Raw genomic sequence first — 16,346 nt, forward strand, 5'->3', positions numbered from 1 at the left:
ATGTTGTCATTCGATTTGAGCCTGTATCTGGTTACCGACCGTTCGCTTTCACTTGGTCGACCGTTGGAGACGGTTGTTGAGGAAGCTGTCAAAGGTGGGGTGACGATGGTGCAACTGAGGGAAAAGGATGCTTCTACACAGGATTTTTATAATATGGCGATGAGATTGAAGTCAATATTGAAACCTTGCAATGTACCTCTTATTATAAATGACCGGCTGGATATTGCTTTGGCCTGCGATGCTGAAGGTTTGCACATAGGACAGAAGGACATGCCATATACCGTTGCCCGTAAACTGCTGGGCAAAGATAAGATTATCGGCCTGTCAGTGGAAAGTGTCGAAGATGCAATCGAAGCCAATAATCTGGACGTAGATTATATCGGGATTTCTCCTGTTTTCAGTACGCTAACCAAAACCGATACCGCGACAGCTTTGGGTCTGGAAGGAATACGTGAAATAACCCGCATATCCGGACATCCCGGTGTGGGAATAGGAGGCATCAACCAGACGAATGCGCAGGATATAATACAGGCAGGCGCGAATGGAATATCGGTAGTGTCGGCTATTATGTCGGCTCCTGATCCGCGGCAATCAGCCCGTCAGCTAAAAGAAATCGTAAACAGATCAAAAAATACAAAGTTATGAAATGGAGTAAACAGGCATGGGATAAAGCTAAACCCATATACGAAAAAATATTAGAGCAACCCTTTATTCGGGGATTGATAGATGGCACACTGGATAATGAAAAATTCATGTTCTATATCCAACAGGATGCGCTATATTTGGCCGAATATGGAAAAGTATTGACCGGGTTGGCCTCAAAGCTTAGTCGTCCCGAACATATCGAAGCATTTATTCATTTTGCCGGAGATAGTATAGCTGTAGAAAAAGCGCTGCACGAAAGCTTCGTCAGTAAAATATCTTCCACATCCAAACCGGTGCCTTCTCCGGGTTGTTTGCTATATACTTCATTCCTTTTGAGGCAACTGGCAAATGCTCCTGTGGAAGTAATTGCCGCGGCTGTATTACCTTGCTTTTGGATTTACAAAGAAGTGGGGGATTATATCCTCGAACACCAGACTATGGGCGGGAATCCATATCAGAAATGGATAAATACATATGGCGGGGAAGAATTCGAACAGTCGGTAAAAACTGCTATTTCCATTTGTGACGAACTCGCGGATAGATGTACCTCGGAACAACAGCAGGCGATGACCGATGCGTATGTAATGTGCTCCAGAATGGAATGGATATTCTGGGACAGTGCATGGCGATTGGAGAAATGGCCTGTGTAAGTCCCCTGTCCCCCGGAGGAGGGGGTAAGTAAATATAAAAATACAGAATTAAATACACTGATTAAGTCTCCCCTTAGGGGAGGTTGGAGGAACTCATTATGAAACACTATAAAATTGCGCTTACCATTGCGGGAAGTGATCCCAGCGGGGGAGCAGGGATACAGGCCGACCTGAAAACATTTTCGGCTTGCGGTTGCTACGGGGCAACGGTGATTGTGGCTGTAGTAGATGAAAATACAATAGGTGTAACGGATGTGCATCCTATCCCCGTCCCGTTTGTATCGGGACAGATTAAATCGGTATTGGATGATATCGGGGCGGACGCGATAAAGATAGGAATGCTCCACTCTTCGGAGCTCATACTCGCTGTAAAGGATACATTGTCGCGGTACAGTATAAAGAATATTGTTCTCGACCCTGTAATGGTTGCCACATCGGGCGATAAACTTTTACAGGACGAGGCTATTGAAACATTGAAAAGCGAACTCATACCTTTTGTCAGGGTTATTACCCCGAATATTCCTGAAGCTGAAATCTTATTGGGGAAAAAGATCAGGAGTCAGGAGGAGCTGCCAAAAGTCATTAAAGACCTTTCCTTTGGGAACAGGGTGTCCGTGTTGCTGAAGGCCGGGCATCTGACCGGGGACAAACTGACGGATGTCTTCTACAATGCTGAAACAAATGAAATAATAGAACTGAGTTCGCAGCGTATCCATACAAAGAATACGCATGGGACGGGTTGTACATTCTCTTCTGCCGTAGCCGCGTTCCTGGCCCGGGGATTGTCCCTGACCGGTGCGGTAAAGCATGCAAAAGATTATATAAATAAGGCGATCACCGCCGGAGCCGGTTATGAAATAGGGAAGGGGCACGGGCCTGTCCATCATTTCTTCGATTTCTGGGAGTAGTGCCTCTGCCATATTTATGGTATTTACTATTATATTTCATCGTATTGTAATAATAATTTCCTAATACTTTTTTACCTTTGGGCTTTAATTTTTCAAATGTCATAGACAATGGCTCAAAACGACTCTCAAAACAAGAAATTCTCTACCCGCATTATCAGCGAAAAGTTTAACAAACAGGATGTACACGGGGCTATAGCGATGCCTGTCTACCGTAATGCAGCCTTTGAGTTTTCCGATTCGGAAAGTATTGCTGCTGCATTTCAGTATAAAGAAGAAGTGGCATCCCATACCTATACCCGGATAACGAACCCTTCGGTCGAAAATCTCGAACGTAAGATGAAAGCGGCATCCGGCGCTGAGAACGTGATGGTGGTAGCTTCCGGTATGGCGGCTATATCCAATACATTTCTTACAATAGCTTATGCCGGAAGCAATATTGTGACTTCGCCGCATCTGTTCGGTAATACTTTCTCGTTATTCAAATTTACACTTGCTGCCTTTGGTGTCGAAGTACGTTTTGTGAATACCGATAATATCGAAGAAATAGCCTCAGCTATTGATGAAAATACCTGTGCCTTCTTCTGCGAACTGATAACGAACCCACATTTGGAAATAGCCGATCTGCCCGGAATATCGAAGGTGCTGAAGGGGCGCAATGTGCCAATGATCGTAGATACTACCATCATCCCGTGGTGTGGTTTCGATGCCCGCAAAGCGGGGGTGGATATAGAAGTGGTATCGACTACAAAATATATATCCGGAGGCGCTACTACTATAGGCGGAGCCATCCTCGACTACGGTACATTCGACTGGGCACACAATAAACGGTTGGCTGCCGTAGCTCATAAAGGCGGTATGTCACAGTTCTCTTTTAAACTAAAGCGTGAGATAGCCCGTAATATAGGTGCGGCGATGGACCCTGAGGCTGCTTACTTACAGGCTTTAGGTATGGAGTCACTGCAATTGCGCTACGAAAGGGTATCTGCTTCTGCGTACGAGCTGGCTCAGTTCCTCTCCGGCCAAAAGGAAGTGGTGAAAGTGGGCTATCCGAAGCTGGAGAGTTCGCCATATAAGAAAATATCGGATGACCTGTTTAGCGGGAATCCGGGGGCAATGCTTACTTTCAGCCTTGAGAGCAAAGAAGCATGCTATAAATTTATGGACAGGCTGCAAATTATCCGCCGTGCAACGAACCTGTTTGACAACAAAACATTGATAATCCATCCCGAATCCACTATTTACGGTACGTTTTCGCCGGAACTGAAAGAAGTGATGGGGATAGAAAATAATCTGATGCGTCTGTCGGTCGGTTTGGAAGACGTTTCAGATTTACAGGCTGATATTATACAGGCGCTGAAGGATTTGAAGTAATGATTGTAATTTTACGTTAATTGTAAAATATTAGTCACTTGTTTCAAAGAAAAGTAGTACTTTTGTCCTCTAAACAAATAAAATAGCTGAATTCGGCGCTAAATAGCTGATAAAAATGAAGATACTGATAATAAACGGGCCAAATTTGAATTTGTTGGGTAAAAGGGAACCGGATGTTTACGGGAATACTTCTTTCGAAACATACTTTTCTCAATTACAACAAACCTGCACGGACTGCGAACTGTCGTATTTTCAATCGAACCACGAAGGGGCGCTGATCGATAAAATACATGAGGCAGGCTTTTCATTTGACGGAATCATATTGAATGCGGGAGCTTATACGCATACATCCGTTGCCCTTCATGATGCTATCAAGGCGGTGAATACTCCGGTGGTGGAGGTGCATATATCCAATATCCACACACGGGAGGAATTCCGGCACAAATCAATGATTGCGGCAGCATGTAAAGGATCGATAGCCGGCTTGGGACTATTCTCATACGAACTTGCAATAGACTTTTTTCGAAAGGTAAAAAAGGCCTGAGAAGATTAGAACAAAAAAAGAACTATATACATTTAATTAAATTGCATTTATGACTCAGAAGAAAACGAAAATTGTAGCTACAATTTCAGACATGCGTTGTGATGTTGATTTCATCAAGTCGTTGTACGACGCCGGAATCAACGTTGTTAGAATGAATTCGGCCCATATGACTGAAGAAGGCTTTATTCAAGTAATGACAAATGTACGCGCAGTATCTCCTTACATTGGTATCATGATGGATACTAAAGGTCCGGAAATACGTACAGCTAAAAATGCGTCGGGAGAAAAGATCATTGTAAAAACAGGCGATAAAATTAAAGTTGTCGGAGATTTGGATTTCCTTTCCACACAAGAGCAAATCGGTGTTTCTTATCCAAGTATCGTACAGGATGTGCCTGTAGGTAGCGTTCTTCTCGTTGACGATGGTGAAACTGCAATGAAAGTGATAGATAAAACGGCTGATTACCTTCTTTGTGAAATTCAGAACGATGGAACTATCGGCAACCGCAAGAGTGTAAATATACCGGGAGTTAGTGTAAACCTTCCTTCTATCACGGCTAAAGATAAAAGAAGTATCGAAATCGCGATCGAAAACAAAGCGGATTTTATCGCTCACTCATTCGTAAGAAACAAGCAAGACGTTCTGGATGTACAAAAAATCCTTGACGAATATAACAGCCCGATCAAGATTATCGCTAAAATCGAAAATCAGGAAGGTGTTGACAATATCGACGAAATCTTTGAAACGGCATATGGCGTGATGGTTGCGCGCGGTGACCTTGGTATCGAAGTACCACAGGAAAAAATTCCGGCAATCCAGCGTTTGCTTATCCGTAAGTCTATTGAGTATAAGAAACCGGTTATCGTAGCAACCCAGATGTTGCACACAATGATAGAGAATCCACGTCCTACACGTGCCGAAGTAACAGACATCGCCAATGCGGTATATTACGGAACGGATGCAGTGATGTTGAGCGGTGAAACCGCTTACGGTAAATATCCGTTGGAAGCTGTTCGTACAATGGCTCAGATATGTGCTACTACAGAGCAATCTAAACTGGACGAAAAAGTTATTCCGGTTCCGTTTAAGGATGAGGAATATGATACTACATCATTCCTTGCAAAACAAGCTGTAAAAGCCGCAACTCAGCTGGGTCTGGCTGCCATTATCACAGATAGCTATACCGGCCGTACAGCCCGTACGATCGCTGCATTCCGCAGTAAATGTCCTGTTTACGCTGTTTGCTGCAGCAACGAAGTTGCCCGCCAGCTTTCAGTATGCTACGGGATACAGGCAAGCTATCAGGAATCGACAGGGTTTACAACTCACCAACATAAACAATATTTCCTGAAGGCTCTTAACTCTATGTTAGACAAAGGGCTGGTTAAGAAAGATGACCAGGTTGCTTACCTTAGCGGTTCATTCGGAGAAGGTAAAGGAACTTCTTTCCTTGAAATCAATGGTGTTGGCCGTGTAGTAGATGCAGGCGACGCTTTCGAAGTGCCGGTAGATTAAGGTGTAAGAGTTATAAGCGATGAGCCGTGAATGATACGTTTTGATTTGTCGCTTTACTGAAACAAAAAGGATGCTTGTTCAAGCATCCTTTTTTATTATATGTCCGTTTTCTGATTTATATTTATTACATCTACAGGTTGCTGCATTATAATATCCATTGGTGTTGCCTTATATAGGACATTGGAAAAGTCAATAGTGTTCAGATCGATACTTCTGATAGTACTGTTATACATGGTGCGGAAGTAAATAATGCGGTGCTCCATATCGGTAGCTGAAGTCCATTGTGTGGCGCTGGGTATATCGGAGGGTACTTCCCCTATCGGAAATTCTATTCCTACCGGTATATCAAAATTATTTAATATTTGAAAACATTGGAGAACAGTCTTCAGAGAGGTATTTTGTTGTGGCGCTGACGTCTGATAAAAAGCAGCACGGACAAACCGGGATGGAGACGTTATATCTCCGGGCATACCCAGAAAGCCGCTTCCTGTGCCAAAAGATATTAATTCTGTACTTCCCAGGTGTTTTGCAGGAGCTGTACCCGTAAAAAGGTTAACATAATTATTGAGATTCGTCATATGCCACTCGAAACCCGGAGAGTTTGTAAGTACCCCCAGTTTATTTTCGTAAAACAGAGGAGTACCATTTATAATTTCAAGCACAAGTTGGCGTCCCGATGTATCGGTAAATCTCCAGTGAATAGTTGAGGCTCGTGGGTCGATACTTATGATGCATACTTTTTTCACGGCTTCTTTTACTTCGTCTACTGTTTTGCATTCACCTAGCAGCCAGGATACGAGTTGTAAGTCAGCTATGCTCTTTTCTTTTTTTGCAGTATCATAGTTTTCATATTTTCCGTAGTTGGGAAAATAGAATAGTCCGGCCGAAAGTCCCATTTCATTTAACCCCTCGGCTACAAAATCTTTTTGTTCGACAGCCAGGCCCACATATCCATAACGGGATGTAAAAGACATGCCGCCGATTCCTCCGGGGATATATGATTGTTTGGTATGCCCTCTGGGTACAATAACATACTGACTGTTCAGATTGCTTCCGCCCCATTCTATAGTGCGCGCAACAATAGTAGTTTCTGCTTTACTTTTCAAAGTTATGCCAGTGCATGATTCCGTTGGAAGTGGACAAATAAATGAAGTGGCAATAATCAGCAGCATAACGGGCATTTTTGATTTCATGTTCATTATTTTTTAATTAACAAATAACATATATACAATTAACGAATGGCCGGAAAGATAAGTTCAGTAATTAGCAACACATCCTCATGGCATCCCCTCCCTTATGTAGATATAATAAAAGACAATTTTTGGGATGATGGTAGTTGTTTGTGGGCTAATGAGTTCGTTAGAATAAAAAGGATGCCTGATCAGGCATCCTTTTTATATTTTATTCCACGTCCGTTCTGTCGTTAGTCGTGTCATTGTCCGGTTGGGATACGAGTATAAAATCTATCGGCCCCGATGTTTCATTTGCAATATAATGCTTCATCATAGGTTCTATCAGAATACCTTGCTGATCTTTTACCGTAACTTTTTTACCGTCTATGTGAAAGATTGCCGGACCTTTCAGTACAAAGAAGAATTGCCGTGAGGAGGTATGGAAGTGCAAAGTCTCCCGTGTTCCGGCGGGCATGGTTTCAATTTTCACCGATAAAGAATCCCTGTTCATGAGAATCCAACTACTACATTTGTCGCCCCAGAAATAATGAGGCGCCGAATTTTTATCTATCACTCTGCTCATACTTCTATAGATTTTAAAGGTGTAATGTCTTAAAATTAAGAAATATATTGGAAAGTATTGTTGTTTTCTGAAAATAATTACGAAATGATTATCTTTAACCTGTGTTAGATTACCTAATTTTATCGTAATAAACAATGTCATTAGACAAAAACGAAGCCATTGAAAATTATATTCTCTCCCATATAGATGATGAAGGGGATTTGTTGAAACAGCTCAACAGGGATGCACATGTAAATCTGTTAAAGCCGCGTATGCTGTCGGGGCATTTGCAAGGGAGGATGTTGAATATGTTTTGCCGGATCATGCAGCCGCAATATATCCTGGAGATAGGCACATATACAGCTTATGCAACCCTTTGTATGGCAGAGGGCGCCGCCGATGATGCGGAAATCCATACTATTGAAGTAAATGACGAACTGGAAGATTTCATCATGAAATACCTTCATAAGACAAAGTTGAAAGATAAGATACATCTGCATATAGGTGATGCGATGGAGATTATCCCCAATATAGACCGCATATTCGATATGGTGTTTATAGACGCCAATAAGCGCCACTATATAGAATATTATAATCTCATCTTCGATAAAGTACGTCCGGGTGGGCTTATTATAGCCGATAATACCCTGTGGGACGGGCATGTGCTGGAGACTCCGAAGCAGTCAGATAAGCAGACTATCGGAATACAGGCTTTTAATGATATGCTTGCTGAAGATGAAAGGGTGGAGAAAGTTATTCTGCCTGTACGGGATGGGTTGACATTGATCTGGAAAAAATAGCCGGTCGGTATTTTATCTTTGCAGAATAAAGGATAACCATTGTTAACTGTTAACTGATTACTGTTAACTGAAAAGTATTACCTTTGTACCCAAAATAATATAACATGGATACTACCAGACAGCAAAAAATAAACCGCCTTATTCAGAAGGAACTAAGTGAAATATTCAGGAAACAGACTCAGCAGATGCGGGGTGTACTCGTTTCTGTGAGCACGGTGCGTGTCAGCCCCGATCTGGGATTGGCAAAAGTATATCTGAGCATTTTTCCATCCGGACAGGCGAAAGATCTGCTTGCTAATATCAAGACGAATGTAAAGGCTTTGCGTTTCGATTTAGGCCAGAAGGTTGGCAAACAGTTACGCGTGATTCCCGAATTGAGCTTTTATCTGGACGATTCGCTCGATTATCTGGAGAATATAGATAAACTGCTGAACTCAGATAATAAGTAAAAGAAAGAATTTAATGCAACATCCCTTAAACCGACTATTATTGTTGCAGATAAAAAGTAATAAATCGGTCTGCGACCTTAAAAAGGAAGAATAGAACTTGAACCTTTCGTTTCACATAGCCCGGCGTTATCTTTTCGCCAAAAAGTCGCATAATGCCATCAATATCATATCCATGATATCGGTGTTCGGGATAGCTTTGGCAACAACGGCTTTGGTTTGTGTCCTTTCTGTATTTAACGGGTTCACCGGGGTGGTATCCCAGACATTCAGTGCGTTTGATCCCGAACTGCAAATTACCCCTGCGCAAGGCAAGGTGTTTAATCCGGCCAATCCTCAGATCGGGGAAGTGAAAAAGATAGACGAAATAGCGTTTACATCCGAAACGCTCGAAGAGAACGCCCTGTTGAAAAACGGGGATCGTCAGGAACCTATCATACTAAAGGGGGTATCGAAGAAGTTCGAAAATATCGCGAACATAGACAAGCTTATTATAGACGGCCGTTTCTTATTGCGGGAAGATGCTTCCGGTACGGCTGGGAGCATGGAACCCGATTCTTTGACCGAGTGGCATATAGATAACGGAGTAATAGGGGCCGGACTCGCGATGTTTCTCGGTGTACGTGCCAACTTTGTCGATCCCGTGGAGATTTATGTGCCTAAGAGGAACGTAAGAGTTAATCCGGCCAACCCATCTACGGCATTCGATCGTGGCAGTGTGTTTATCAGCGGGGTATTTGCCTTGAATCAGGCAAAGTATGACGATCAGATGATGATTGTATCCATAGACCTTGCACGCGAACTGTTGAGGTATGAGACCGAAGTGTCTTCTATTGATATAAAGCTGAAAAATGCAGCCGAAGCAGATAAGGTCCAGGCTAAAATCAAGTCCATTTTAGGTAATGATTATCTTGTTAAAAACCGCTTCGAACAACAGGAGGACCTGTTTCGTATGGTAAGCATTGAGAAATGGGTTACTTTCCTTATACTGGCTATAATATTGGTGATTGCGGTTTTTAATATCGTAGGATCATTGACGATACTTATTATAGAAAAGAATGAAGATATAAGAATCCTGAAAAACTTAGGAGCTGATAATAAACTTATACTGAAAGTTTTTCTGTTCGAGGGTTGTCTGATAACCTTTGTGGGTACGATTGCCGGGATAATATTGGGCCTTATAATCTGCCTGTTGCAGCAACATTTCGGGCTGCTACAACTTGGCTCTACACCCGGGACATTCGTTATGGATGCTTATCCGGTAGTAGTGGAACCTTTGGATGTCCTGCTCATATTTGTCACAGTAAGCCTGATAAGCCTTCTTGCAGTGGTTTATCCCGTGAATAATCTGCGCAAACGTTTATAATATGAGTTGCCAGAATTCCACGTCGATCAATTTCCCGAATTTTATTCCCGATTCCTTAAAATTTCCTATCAGTTCGAAATTAAATTTCCGGTGCAGTTTCCGGCTTTCGGGATTTGGCAGGGATATGACTCCTATCAGGGAATGGAGATTTATCTTACGCGCCCTGTCTATCAGTTCCTGATAAAGGATACTGCCGATTCCGTTCCCGGTTGCTTTGTGGTCGAGATATACACTGGTTTCCAAGGTTATATCGTATGCGGCCCGTTCGCGCCAGTTGCTAAGATACGCATAGCCGACAACAATGCCGTCTTGTTCATAGACAAAATAAGGGAAGTTCTTATCTTTTACTTTTTTTATACGGTCCTTTATTGTCTGTTCGCTTACCATATCATACTCAAAAGTAACAATGGTCTTTTCTATATAATAATTGTAAATCTCCGCAATTTTTTTTGCGTCGTCCGGGGTTACGTCTCTTATCATAAATTATTGAGTTACAAGAGGTGGAATTTCATTTGACTGATCTGGTATTACAGGATCTGCGGAAACGATGCTGTCGACAACAAATTTTGAGTAGCCACGCCAGGGCAGTCTGCCGTAATATTCTTTGTAGTGGAGTTTTACGTTTTGTCCGCTCATGCCCATCAGTTTTATAGCCAGGCCTTTATCGTCTATCGAAAATTGGAATTCGTTGGATTGAAGTCCTTGCATACCTTGACCGAATCCGGATTGTATAAGCTCTCCTTCATATGTTTTGAAAATAATACCCTTGTGCTTTACATTATTCAGTATGCCGGCTTTCACACCCGAGTCGCTGAAAGGAACAAAGTACCAGACATATCCGAAAATGAGAAAGCCGGCCACAATGATGACCGCGATTGTTATGATGACTTTCTTTGCTGTCATGATTTTATGTTTTATGTTAAACCAATATATAAGATGTTATGTTCAGAAAGCAAAGATATTCATATTTTTAGACTATTTTTGTAGTTCTACTTCATAAAAGAGAATAAGATAATGATTATAAAAGATGCTCAGTTTGTAATAAGTAATACCGATTACCGCAAATGTCCTCAGGATGGGAAACCCGAATATGCCTTTATCGGGCGCTCCAATGTCGGTAAATCTTCACTTATTAATATGCTGACAAACAGGAAAGGTCTTGCTATGACTTCCTCCAAGCCGGGGAAAACACAATTGATAAATCATTTCATAATCAATAATGAGTGGTATCTGGTCGATTTGCCCGGGTACGGTTATGCCCAGCGGGGGAAAGAAGGACGAGAACAAATCAGGAAAATCATAGACAGTTATATCGTAAACAGGGCAGAGCTAACCTGCTTGTTCCTATTGTTGGACTGCCGTCACGAGCCGCAGCAGATAGATATCGAATTTATGAACTGGCTGGGAGAAGAAGGTGTGCCTTTTGCTATTGTGTTCACGAAAATAGATAAATTGAGCAAAGGCGCCTTGAAGAAAAATTCAGAAGCATATACAGATAGGCTGAAAGAAACATGGGAAGAAATCCCCCCTGTATTTTATTCATCTGCCGAGCATAGGCTGGGAGTAGATGAGATATTGGGATATATTGAGCAGATAAACAAAAGTTTATAAAAGATAAGATAATTATATAAAATCTAAATCGAATACCATATGCTGTTTGTTCCGTTGATTGATGTGGCAGATGCCAGTAATTGTGCAAATATAACAGAATGCATGCAGGAAGTTCCCGAACATGAGATATCCTGCGTAAATTGGCCGGAACTTTATCCGTCCAAGCCGAAAACTGCTTTCAGGATAGCTCATAACGGAACACACCTGTTCCTGCAATTCTTTGTGGAAGAAAGTGAAATTCTGGCTGAAGCGAGTGAAGATAACGGTCCTGTCTGGAAAGATTCATGCGTTGAGTTTTTCATATCATTCGGGGACTCTCTCCATTATTACAATCTGGAAATGTCCTGTATCGGCAAAGTGCTCTTAGGGTACAGGAAAGGCAAGGCCGATCCTGTACATGCTGCCCCGGCATTATTATCTTCGGTAAAACGGTATCCGAGCCTGGGTACGGAGCCCTTCGGAAAGAGGCGGGGAGATTTTAAGTGGAATATGTTGGTCGTTGTTCCGGTTTCGGTCTATTGGCAATCCGGATTGGAGACATTCAGCGGTGTAAAAGCGCGTGGGAATTTTTATAAATGCGGAGATAATCTGACTCTCCCGCACTTTCTTTCATGGAATCCGGTAGGGACAGAAACTCCAAATTTTCACATGCCTTTATATTTCGGGGATATACAATTTGAATGAAAATATATAAATAGGGCTAACCGCCAAATTCAGAGGTAGATATCGTTTTTATTTTTATGTTAAAAAAGCTTTCGCAGAATAGATTTTTTTTTATCTTTGCAGGCGTTTGGTGTTGCATTTTTCTTGCAATCCTTTTCAAATATGGATATATTTAAATTTTTATGAAAAATAATTTCTTCGATAGGTTTAAACCTAAAGAAAACAAGTTCTTTCCGCTAATGAGCGAGATGGCTCAGATAATTCTGGTTGCATCTGACCTGATTATCGAATGTGTTCAAGTAACTAACCACAATGATGCTGTAGAATACTACAAGAAAATCAAAGAACAGGAACGCAAGGCAGACGCTATCCAAAACAAAATTTTTGAAGAGTTGAATGAAACGTTTATCACTCCGTTCGACAGGGAAGATATCAACCATCTTTCGTCAACAATGGATGATGTGACTGATTTGATCAACAGTTGTGCTAAACGCATTATGCTTTACAGCCCGAAAGTAATGCCCGAAGCCGCAATCCGTCTAGCCATGTTTGTGCGCGAATCTGCGGGTTTCCTGGTTCAGGCGATTGATGAGCTGGATATCCTGAAGAAGAGTACGACCAAGATTAAAGAATATTGCGAACAATTAGGCGTTATTGAGAAAAAGGCGGATGATGTGTATGAGCATTTCCTTATCGACCTGTTTGAGAATGAAACGGACGCCATCGAAGTTATAAAACTTAAAGATATCCTCCACGAACTGGAGCGGGCTACAGATGCCTCTGAAGCTGTCGGGAAGATTATAAAGACAATGATTGTTAAGTACTCATAACCAACGTAGAAATGACATTACTGATAATAATTATTGTTTTAGCCATTATTTTCGATTTTATCAATGGATTTCATGACGCGGCTAACTCAATAGCTACAGTCGTATCCACAAAAGTTCTTACTCCTACCCAAGCCGTTATCTGGGCTGCATTCTTCAACTTTGTCGCTTATTTTATAGCCAAATTCATTATCGGAGGTTTCGGTATTGCCGATACCGTTTCCAAAACCGTGGATATGAGTTTTATAGCCAATCCTTCGCATGTTATTATTGCGGGACTGGTGGCTGCTATCACATGGAATCTGATTACATGGTGGCTGGGTATCCCTTCGTCTTCATCTCATACGCTTATCGGCGGATTCGCCGGAGCCGGTATTGCCGCCTCGGGTTTTCAGGCTGTGCATGCAGGAGTGATAGGCGTTATAGCATTGTTTATTGTTGTAGCTCCGCTGATAGGTATGGTTGGCGGTAACTTTATTACATTGCTGACACTTCATCTCGTGAAAAAGGTTAAACCGAACAAAGCCGACCGCTGGTTTAAAAGGCTGCAACTTATATCATCCGCGTTGCTTAGTATAGGACACGGTCTCAATGATTCGCAGAAAGTGATGGGTATCATTGCCGCTGCCCTGATCGCATTTACCCAAACGAATGCCGATGTACATCCATGGCTGCAGATGGATTCAATGGCCGATATGCACGATTGGGTGCCATTGGCTTGTTTTACGGCAATAGCAGTCGGTACCATGTGCGGAGGATGGAAGATAATGAAAACAATGGGTAACCGTATTACCAAAATTACACCCATAGAAGGTTTTTGTGCCCAGTCGGCAGGTGCATTGACACTGTTTATTACCGAAGTGTTGCATGTGCCAGTAAGTACAACACATGTAATCACCGGTAGCATTATCGGCGTAGGTTCCATAAAACGCCTTTCAGCTGTGCGCTGGGGAGTGACAAAAGACTTGCTTGTGGCCTGGATTCTGACTATTCCTGTAAGCGCGGTTATGGCTATGCTGTTTTATTACGGGCTGGGGCTGTTTATTGCATAATGAGCAGGCTTTCTTTGACACAAAGATATTAAGCGTGGATAGTGCCCATAAATAAAAAAGATTATTAAAATATATTTCAAAATTGCTTTATATTCTGAAAAACAATATCTTTGCACCGCTTTTCGAAGCAAAAAATGTTTAACTTTTTAATGATACTGATCAGGACAGGCGCCAGATCGGATTTGAATGATTGACAATTTAAAAAATGTACAACCGGTTGCAGATTTTGACTGGGATGCGTACGAAAAAGGAGACTCTTATGCAGGTAAGAGCAAAGAAGAACTTGTAGAAACCTATGACCAGTCGCTGAACAAAGTAAACGACAAAGAAGTGGTAATGGGCAAGGTAACCGCTATGAACAAACGTGAAGTTGTAGTTAATATCGGTTACAAATCAGATGGTGTTGTATCAATGAATGAATTCCGTTACAATCCTGATCTGAAAATTGGTGACGAAGTAGAAGTATACATCGAAAGCCAGGAAGATAAAAAAGGACAGCTTATCCTTTCCCACAAGAAAGCACGTGCTACACGTTCCTGGGATCGTGTTAACGAGGCTCTTGAAAAAGATGAAATCATCAAAGGTTACATCAAATGCCGTACTAAGGGCGGTATGATCGTGGACGTATTCGGTATCGAAGCATTCCTGCCGGGTTCTCAGATCGACGTGAAGCCTATCCGCGACTACGATGTATTCGTTGGTAAGACAATGGAATTCAAAGTTGTTAAGATCAACCACGAATTCAAAAATGTTGTTGTTTCTCACAAAGCTCTTATCGAAGCTGAACTTGAACAACAGAAGAAAGATATTATCTCGAAACTTGAAAAAGGTCAGGTACTTGAAGGTACAGTTAAGAACATCACATCATATGGTGTATTTATCGACCTTGGCGGCGTAGACGGACTTATCCACATTACAGACCTTTCTTGGGGACGTGTTCAGCATCCGGAAGAAGTGGTTAAACTGGACGAGAAAATCAACGTTGTTATCCTTGACTTCGACGATGACAAAAAACGTATCGCTCTCGGCTTGAAACAGCTTACTCCTCATCCATGGGATGCTCTTAGCGCTGAACTTAAAGTTGGTGATAAGGTGAAAGGTAGAGTTGTGGTTATGGCTGATTACGGTGCATTTATCGAAATCGCTCCGGGCGTAGAAGGTCTGATCCACGTTTCAGAAATGAGCTGGGCGCAGCACCTGCGCAGCGCACAGGACTTTATGAAAGTTGGTGATGAAGTAGAAGCTGTAGTGCTTACCCTTGACCGTGACGAACGTAAGATGTCTCTTGGTATCAAACAATTGAAACCGGATCCATGGGAAAATATCGAAGAAAAATATCCTGTGGGAAGCAAACATACTGCAAAAGTCCGCAACTTCACTAATTTCGGTGTATTCGCTGAAATAGAAGAAGGTGTAGACGGGCTTATCCATATCTCTGACCTTTCCTGGACCAAGAAGATCAAACACCCTAGCGAAGTAACTGCTATCGGTGCTGATATCGAAGTACAGGTGCTTGAAATAGACAAGGAAAACCGTCGTTTGAGTCTTGGTCACAAACAACTGGAAGAAAACCCTTGGGATGTGTTCGAAACTATCTTTACTGTAGGTTCGGTACACGAAGGTACGGTTGTTGAAATGGTTGATAAAGGCGCTGTAATCTCTCTTCCTTATGGTGTAGAAGGTTTCGCAACTCCAAAACACTTAGTAAAAGAAGATGGTTCTCAAGCGAAAGTAGACGAGAAATTAGACTTCAAGGTAATCGAATTCAACAAGGACTCTAAGAGAATTATCGTTTCTCATAGCCGTGTGTTCGAAGACGAAAGACCGGAATCTAAAGAAGCAGCAGCTGAAAAGAAAGCCAGAAAAACCGCGAAGAAAGAAAAAGACGAAACAGTAAGTCAATCTTCTAATATGGAAAAAACCACATTAGGTGATATCGAAGAACTGGCAGCTCTTAAAGAAAAACTTTCTGGTGGCAGCGATGCGAAATAAGTATTGAAAATCTTTTATAATAGAATAGGGGACGGCTTGTAAAAGCCGTCCCCTGTCTTTTTGTTTATATAGTATTGCTTATGCGGATCAGTCGTAAGAAATAGAGGGAAAAGCAATGGGCATCTGATCACATCCGGCATAGAAACTATTTATTCATTAATAAATAAACCTTATAGGGGAACCCGCTGAACAATGTAAATAATCACTATCTTTGAAGCATT

18 protein-coding genes are annotated in these 16,346 nt (G+C 42.0%); 14 read left to right on the forward strand and 4 right to left on the reverse strand.

Going from position 1 to position 16,346, the window contains the following annotated elements:
* From thiE to pyk, 6 genes are all read left to right on the forward strand, one after another.
* Entirely contained in the window at positions 1–645 is a 645-nt protein-coding gene (gene thiE / locus ACFO6W_RS16600; protein ID WP_291107137.1) for a thiamine phosphate synthase, read from the forward strand.
* The gene (gene tenA, locus ACFO6W_RS16605) at positions 642–1,295 is read left to right on the forward strand and encodes a thiaminase II (protein WP_379998439.1); all 654 of its coding nucleotides are present in this window, start codon (positions 642–644) and stop codon (positions 1,293–1,295) included. Before thiE ends, tenA begins: the two co-directional genes overlap by 4 nt.
* A gap of 98 nt (positions 1,296–1,393) precedes the next feature.
* Positions 1,394–2,203, forward strand: coding sequence for a bifunctional hydroxymethylpyrimidine kinase/phosphomethylpyrimidine kinase (gene thiD, locus ACFO6W_RS16610; RefSeq protein ID WP_379998441.1), 810 nt, complete (start codon positions 1,394–1,396; stop codon positions 2,201–2,203).
* 108 nt (positions 2,204–2,311) lie between these two features.
* Positions 2,312–3,574 (forward strand): PLP-dependent transferase, encoded by a 1,263-nt coding sequence (locus tag ACFO6W_RS16615; protein WP_379998443.1) that lies wholly within the window; start codon positions 2,312–2,314, stop codon positions 3,572–3,574.
* Between the two features lie 115 nt (positions 3,575–3,689).
* On the forward strand, positions 3,690–4,118 hold the full coding sequence (gene aroQ / locus ACFO6W_RS16620) for a type II 3-dehydroquinate dehydratase (protein ID WP_379998445.1): 429 nt from the start codon (positions 3,690–3,692) through the stop codon (positions 4,116–4,118).
* 49 nt (positions 4,119–4,167) lie between these two features.
* Positions 4,168–5,634, forward strand: a complete 1,467-nt coding sequence (gene pyk, locus ACFO6W_RS16625) for a pyruvate kinase (protein WP_379998447.1) — start codon at positions 4,168–4,170, stop codon at positions 5,632–5,634.
* Positions 5,635–5,729: 95 nt separating this feature from the next.
* Here the strand turns inward: pyk and ACFO6W_RS16630 are convergent, their stop codons facing one another.
* Positions 5,730–6,815 (reverse strand): linear amide C-N hydrolase, encoded by a 1,086-nt coding sequence (locus ACFO6W_RS16630; protein WP_379998501.1) that lies wholly within the window; start codon positions 6,813–6,815, stop codon positions 5,730–5,732.
* Positions 6,816–7,035: 220 nt separating this feature from the next.
* Positions 7,036–7,389, reverse strand: coding sequence for a cupin domain-containing protein (locus ACFO6W_RS16635; protein ID WP_379998449.1), 354 nt, complete (start codon positions 7,387–7,389; stop codon positions 7,036–7,038).
* A 134-nt stretch (positions 7,390–7,523) separates the two neighbouring features.
* On the opposite strand from ACFO6W_RS16635, the gene ACFO6W_RS16640 reads away from it, so the two are divergent.
* From ACFO6W_RS16640 to ACFO6W_RS16650, 3 genes are all read left to right on the forward strand, one after another.
* Positions 7,524–8,168: an O-methyltransferase gene (locus ACFO6W_RS16640; RefSeq protein ID WP_379998451.1), complete on the forward strand. Its 645-nt coding sequence runs from the start codon at positions 7,524–7,526 to the stop codon at positions 8,166–8,168.
* Positions 8,169–8,272: 104 nt separating this feature from the next.
* Positions 8,273–8,617 carry a 30S ribosome-binding factor RbfA gene (gene rbfA, locus ACFO6W_RS16645; RefSeq protein ID WP_379998453.1) on the forward strand — a complete coding sequence of 115 codons (345 nt, stop codon included), beginning with the start codon at positions 8,273–8,275 and terminating at the stop codon, positions 8,615–8,617.
* A 97-nt stretch (positions 8,618–8,714) separates the two neighbouring features.
* Positions 8,715–9,980, forward strand: a complete 1,266-nt coding sequence (locus tag ACFO6W_RS16650; RefSeq protein WP_379998455.1) for an FtsX-like permease family protein — start codon at positions 8,715–8,717, stop codon at positions 9,978–9,980.
* On the opposite strand, the gene ACFO6W_RS16655 is transcribed toward ACFO6W_RS16650, so the two are convergent.
* Entirely contained in the window at positions 9,975–10,460 is a 486-nt protein-coding gene (locus ACFO6W_RS16655; protein ID WP_379998457.1) for a GNAT family N-acetyltransferase, read from the reverse strand. The genes ACFO6W_RS16650 and ACFO6W_RS16655 overlap by 6 nt on opposite strands.
* 3 nt (positions 10,461–10,463) lie before the next feature.
* Entirely contained in the window at positions 10,464–10,883 is a 420-nt protein-coding gene (locus ACFO6W_RS16660; RefSeq protein ID WP_379998459.1) for a hypothetical protein, read from the reverse strand.
* Between the two features lie 111 nt (positions 10,884–10,994).
* Here ACFO6W_RS16660 and yihA point away from each other — a divergent pair, with 111 nt between their 5' ends.
* The 5 genes from yihA (at position 10,995) to rpsA (ending at position 16,125) form a co-directional block, all read left to right on the forward strand.
* On the forward strand, positions 10,995–11,591 hold the full coding sequence (gene yihA, locus ACFO6W_RS16665; RefSeq protein WP_379998461.1) for a ribosome biogenesis GTP-binding protein YihA/YsxC: 597 nt from the start codon (positions 10,995–10,997) through the stop codon (positions 11,589–11,591).
* A 39-nt stretch (positions 11,592–11,630) separates the two neighbouring features.
* On the forward strand, positions 11,631–12,275 hold the full coding sequence (locus ACFO6W_RS16670) for a carbohydrate-binding family 9-like protein (RefSeq protein WP_379998463.1): 645 nt from the start codon (positions 11,631–11,633) through the stop codon (positions 12,273–12,275).
* A gap of 161 nt (positions 12,276–12,436) precedes the next feature.
* On the forward strand, positions 12,437–13,084 hold the full coding sequence (locus tag ACFO6W_RS16675) for a DUF47 domain-containing protein (RefSeq protein WP_379998465.1): 648 nt from the start codon (positions 12,437–12,439) through the stop codon (positions 13,082–13,084).
* An 11-nt stretch (positions 13,085–13,095) separates the two neighbouring features.
* Complete coding sequence (locus ACFO6W_RS16680; protein ID WP_379998467.1) at positions 13,096–14,133, forward strand: inorganic phosphate transporter; 1,038 nt, start codon at positions 13,096–13,098, stop codon at positions 14,131–14,133.
* A gap of 189 nt (positions 14,134–14,322) precedes the next feature.
* Complete coding sequence (rpsA, locus tag ACFO6W_RS16685; RefSeq protein ID WP_379998503.1) at positions 14,323–16,125, forward strand: 30S ribosomal protein S1; 1,803 nt, start codon at positions 14,323–14,325, stop codon at positions 16,123–16,125.
* Positions 16,126–16,346: the final 221 nt, after the last annotated feature.

Origin of the sequence: Dysgonomonas termitidis, from assembly GCF_042654545.1 — a bacterium.
Taxonomy (GTDB): domain Bacteria; phylum Bacteroidota; class Bacteroidia; order Bacteroidales; family Dysgonomonadaceae; genus Dysgonomonas; species Dysgonomonas termitidis.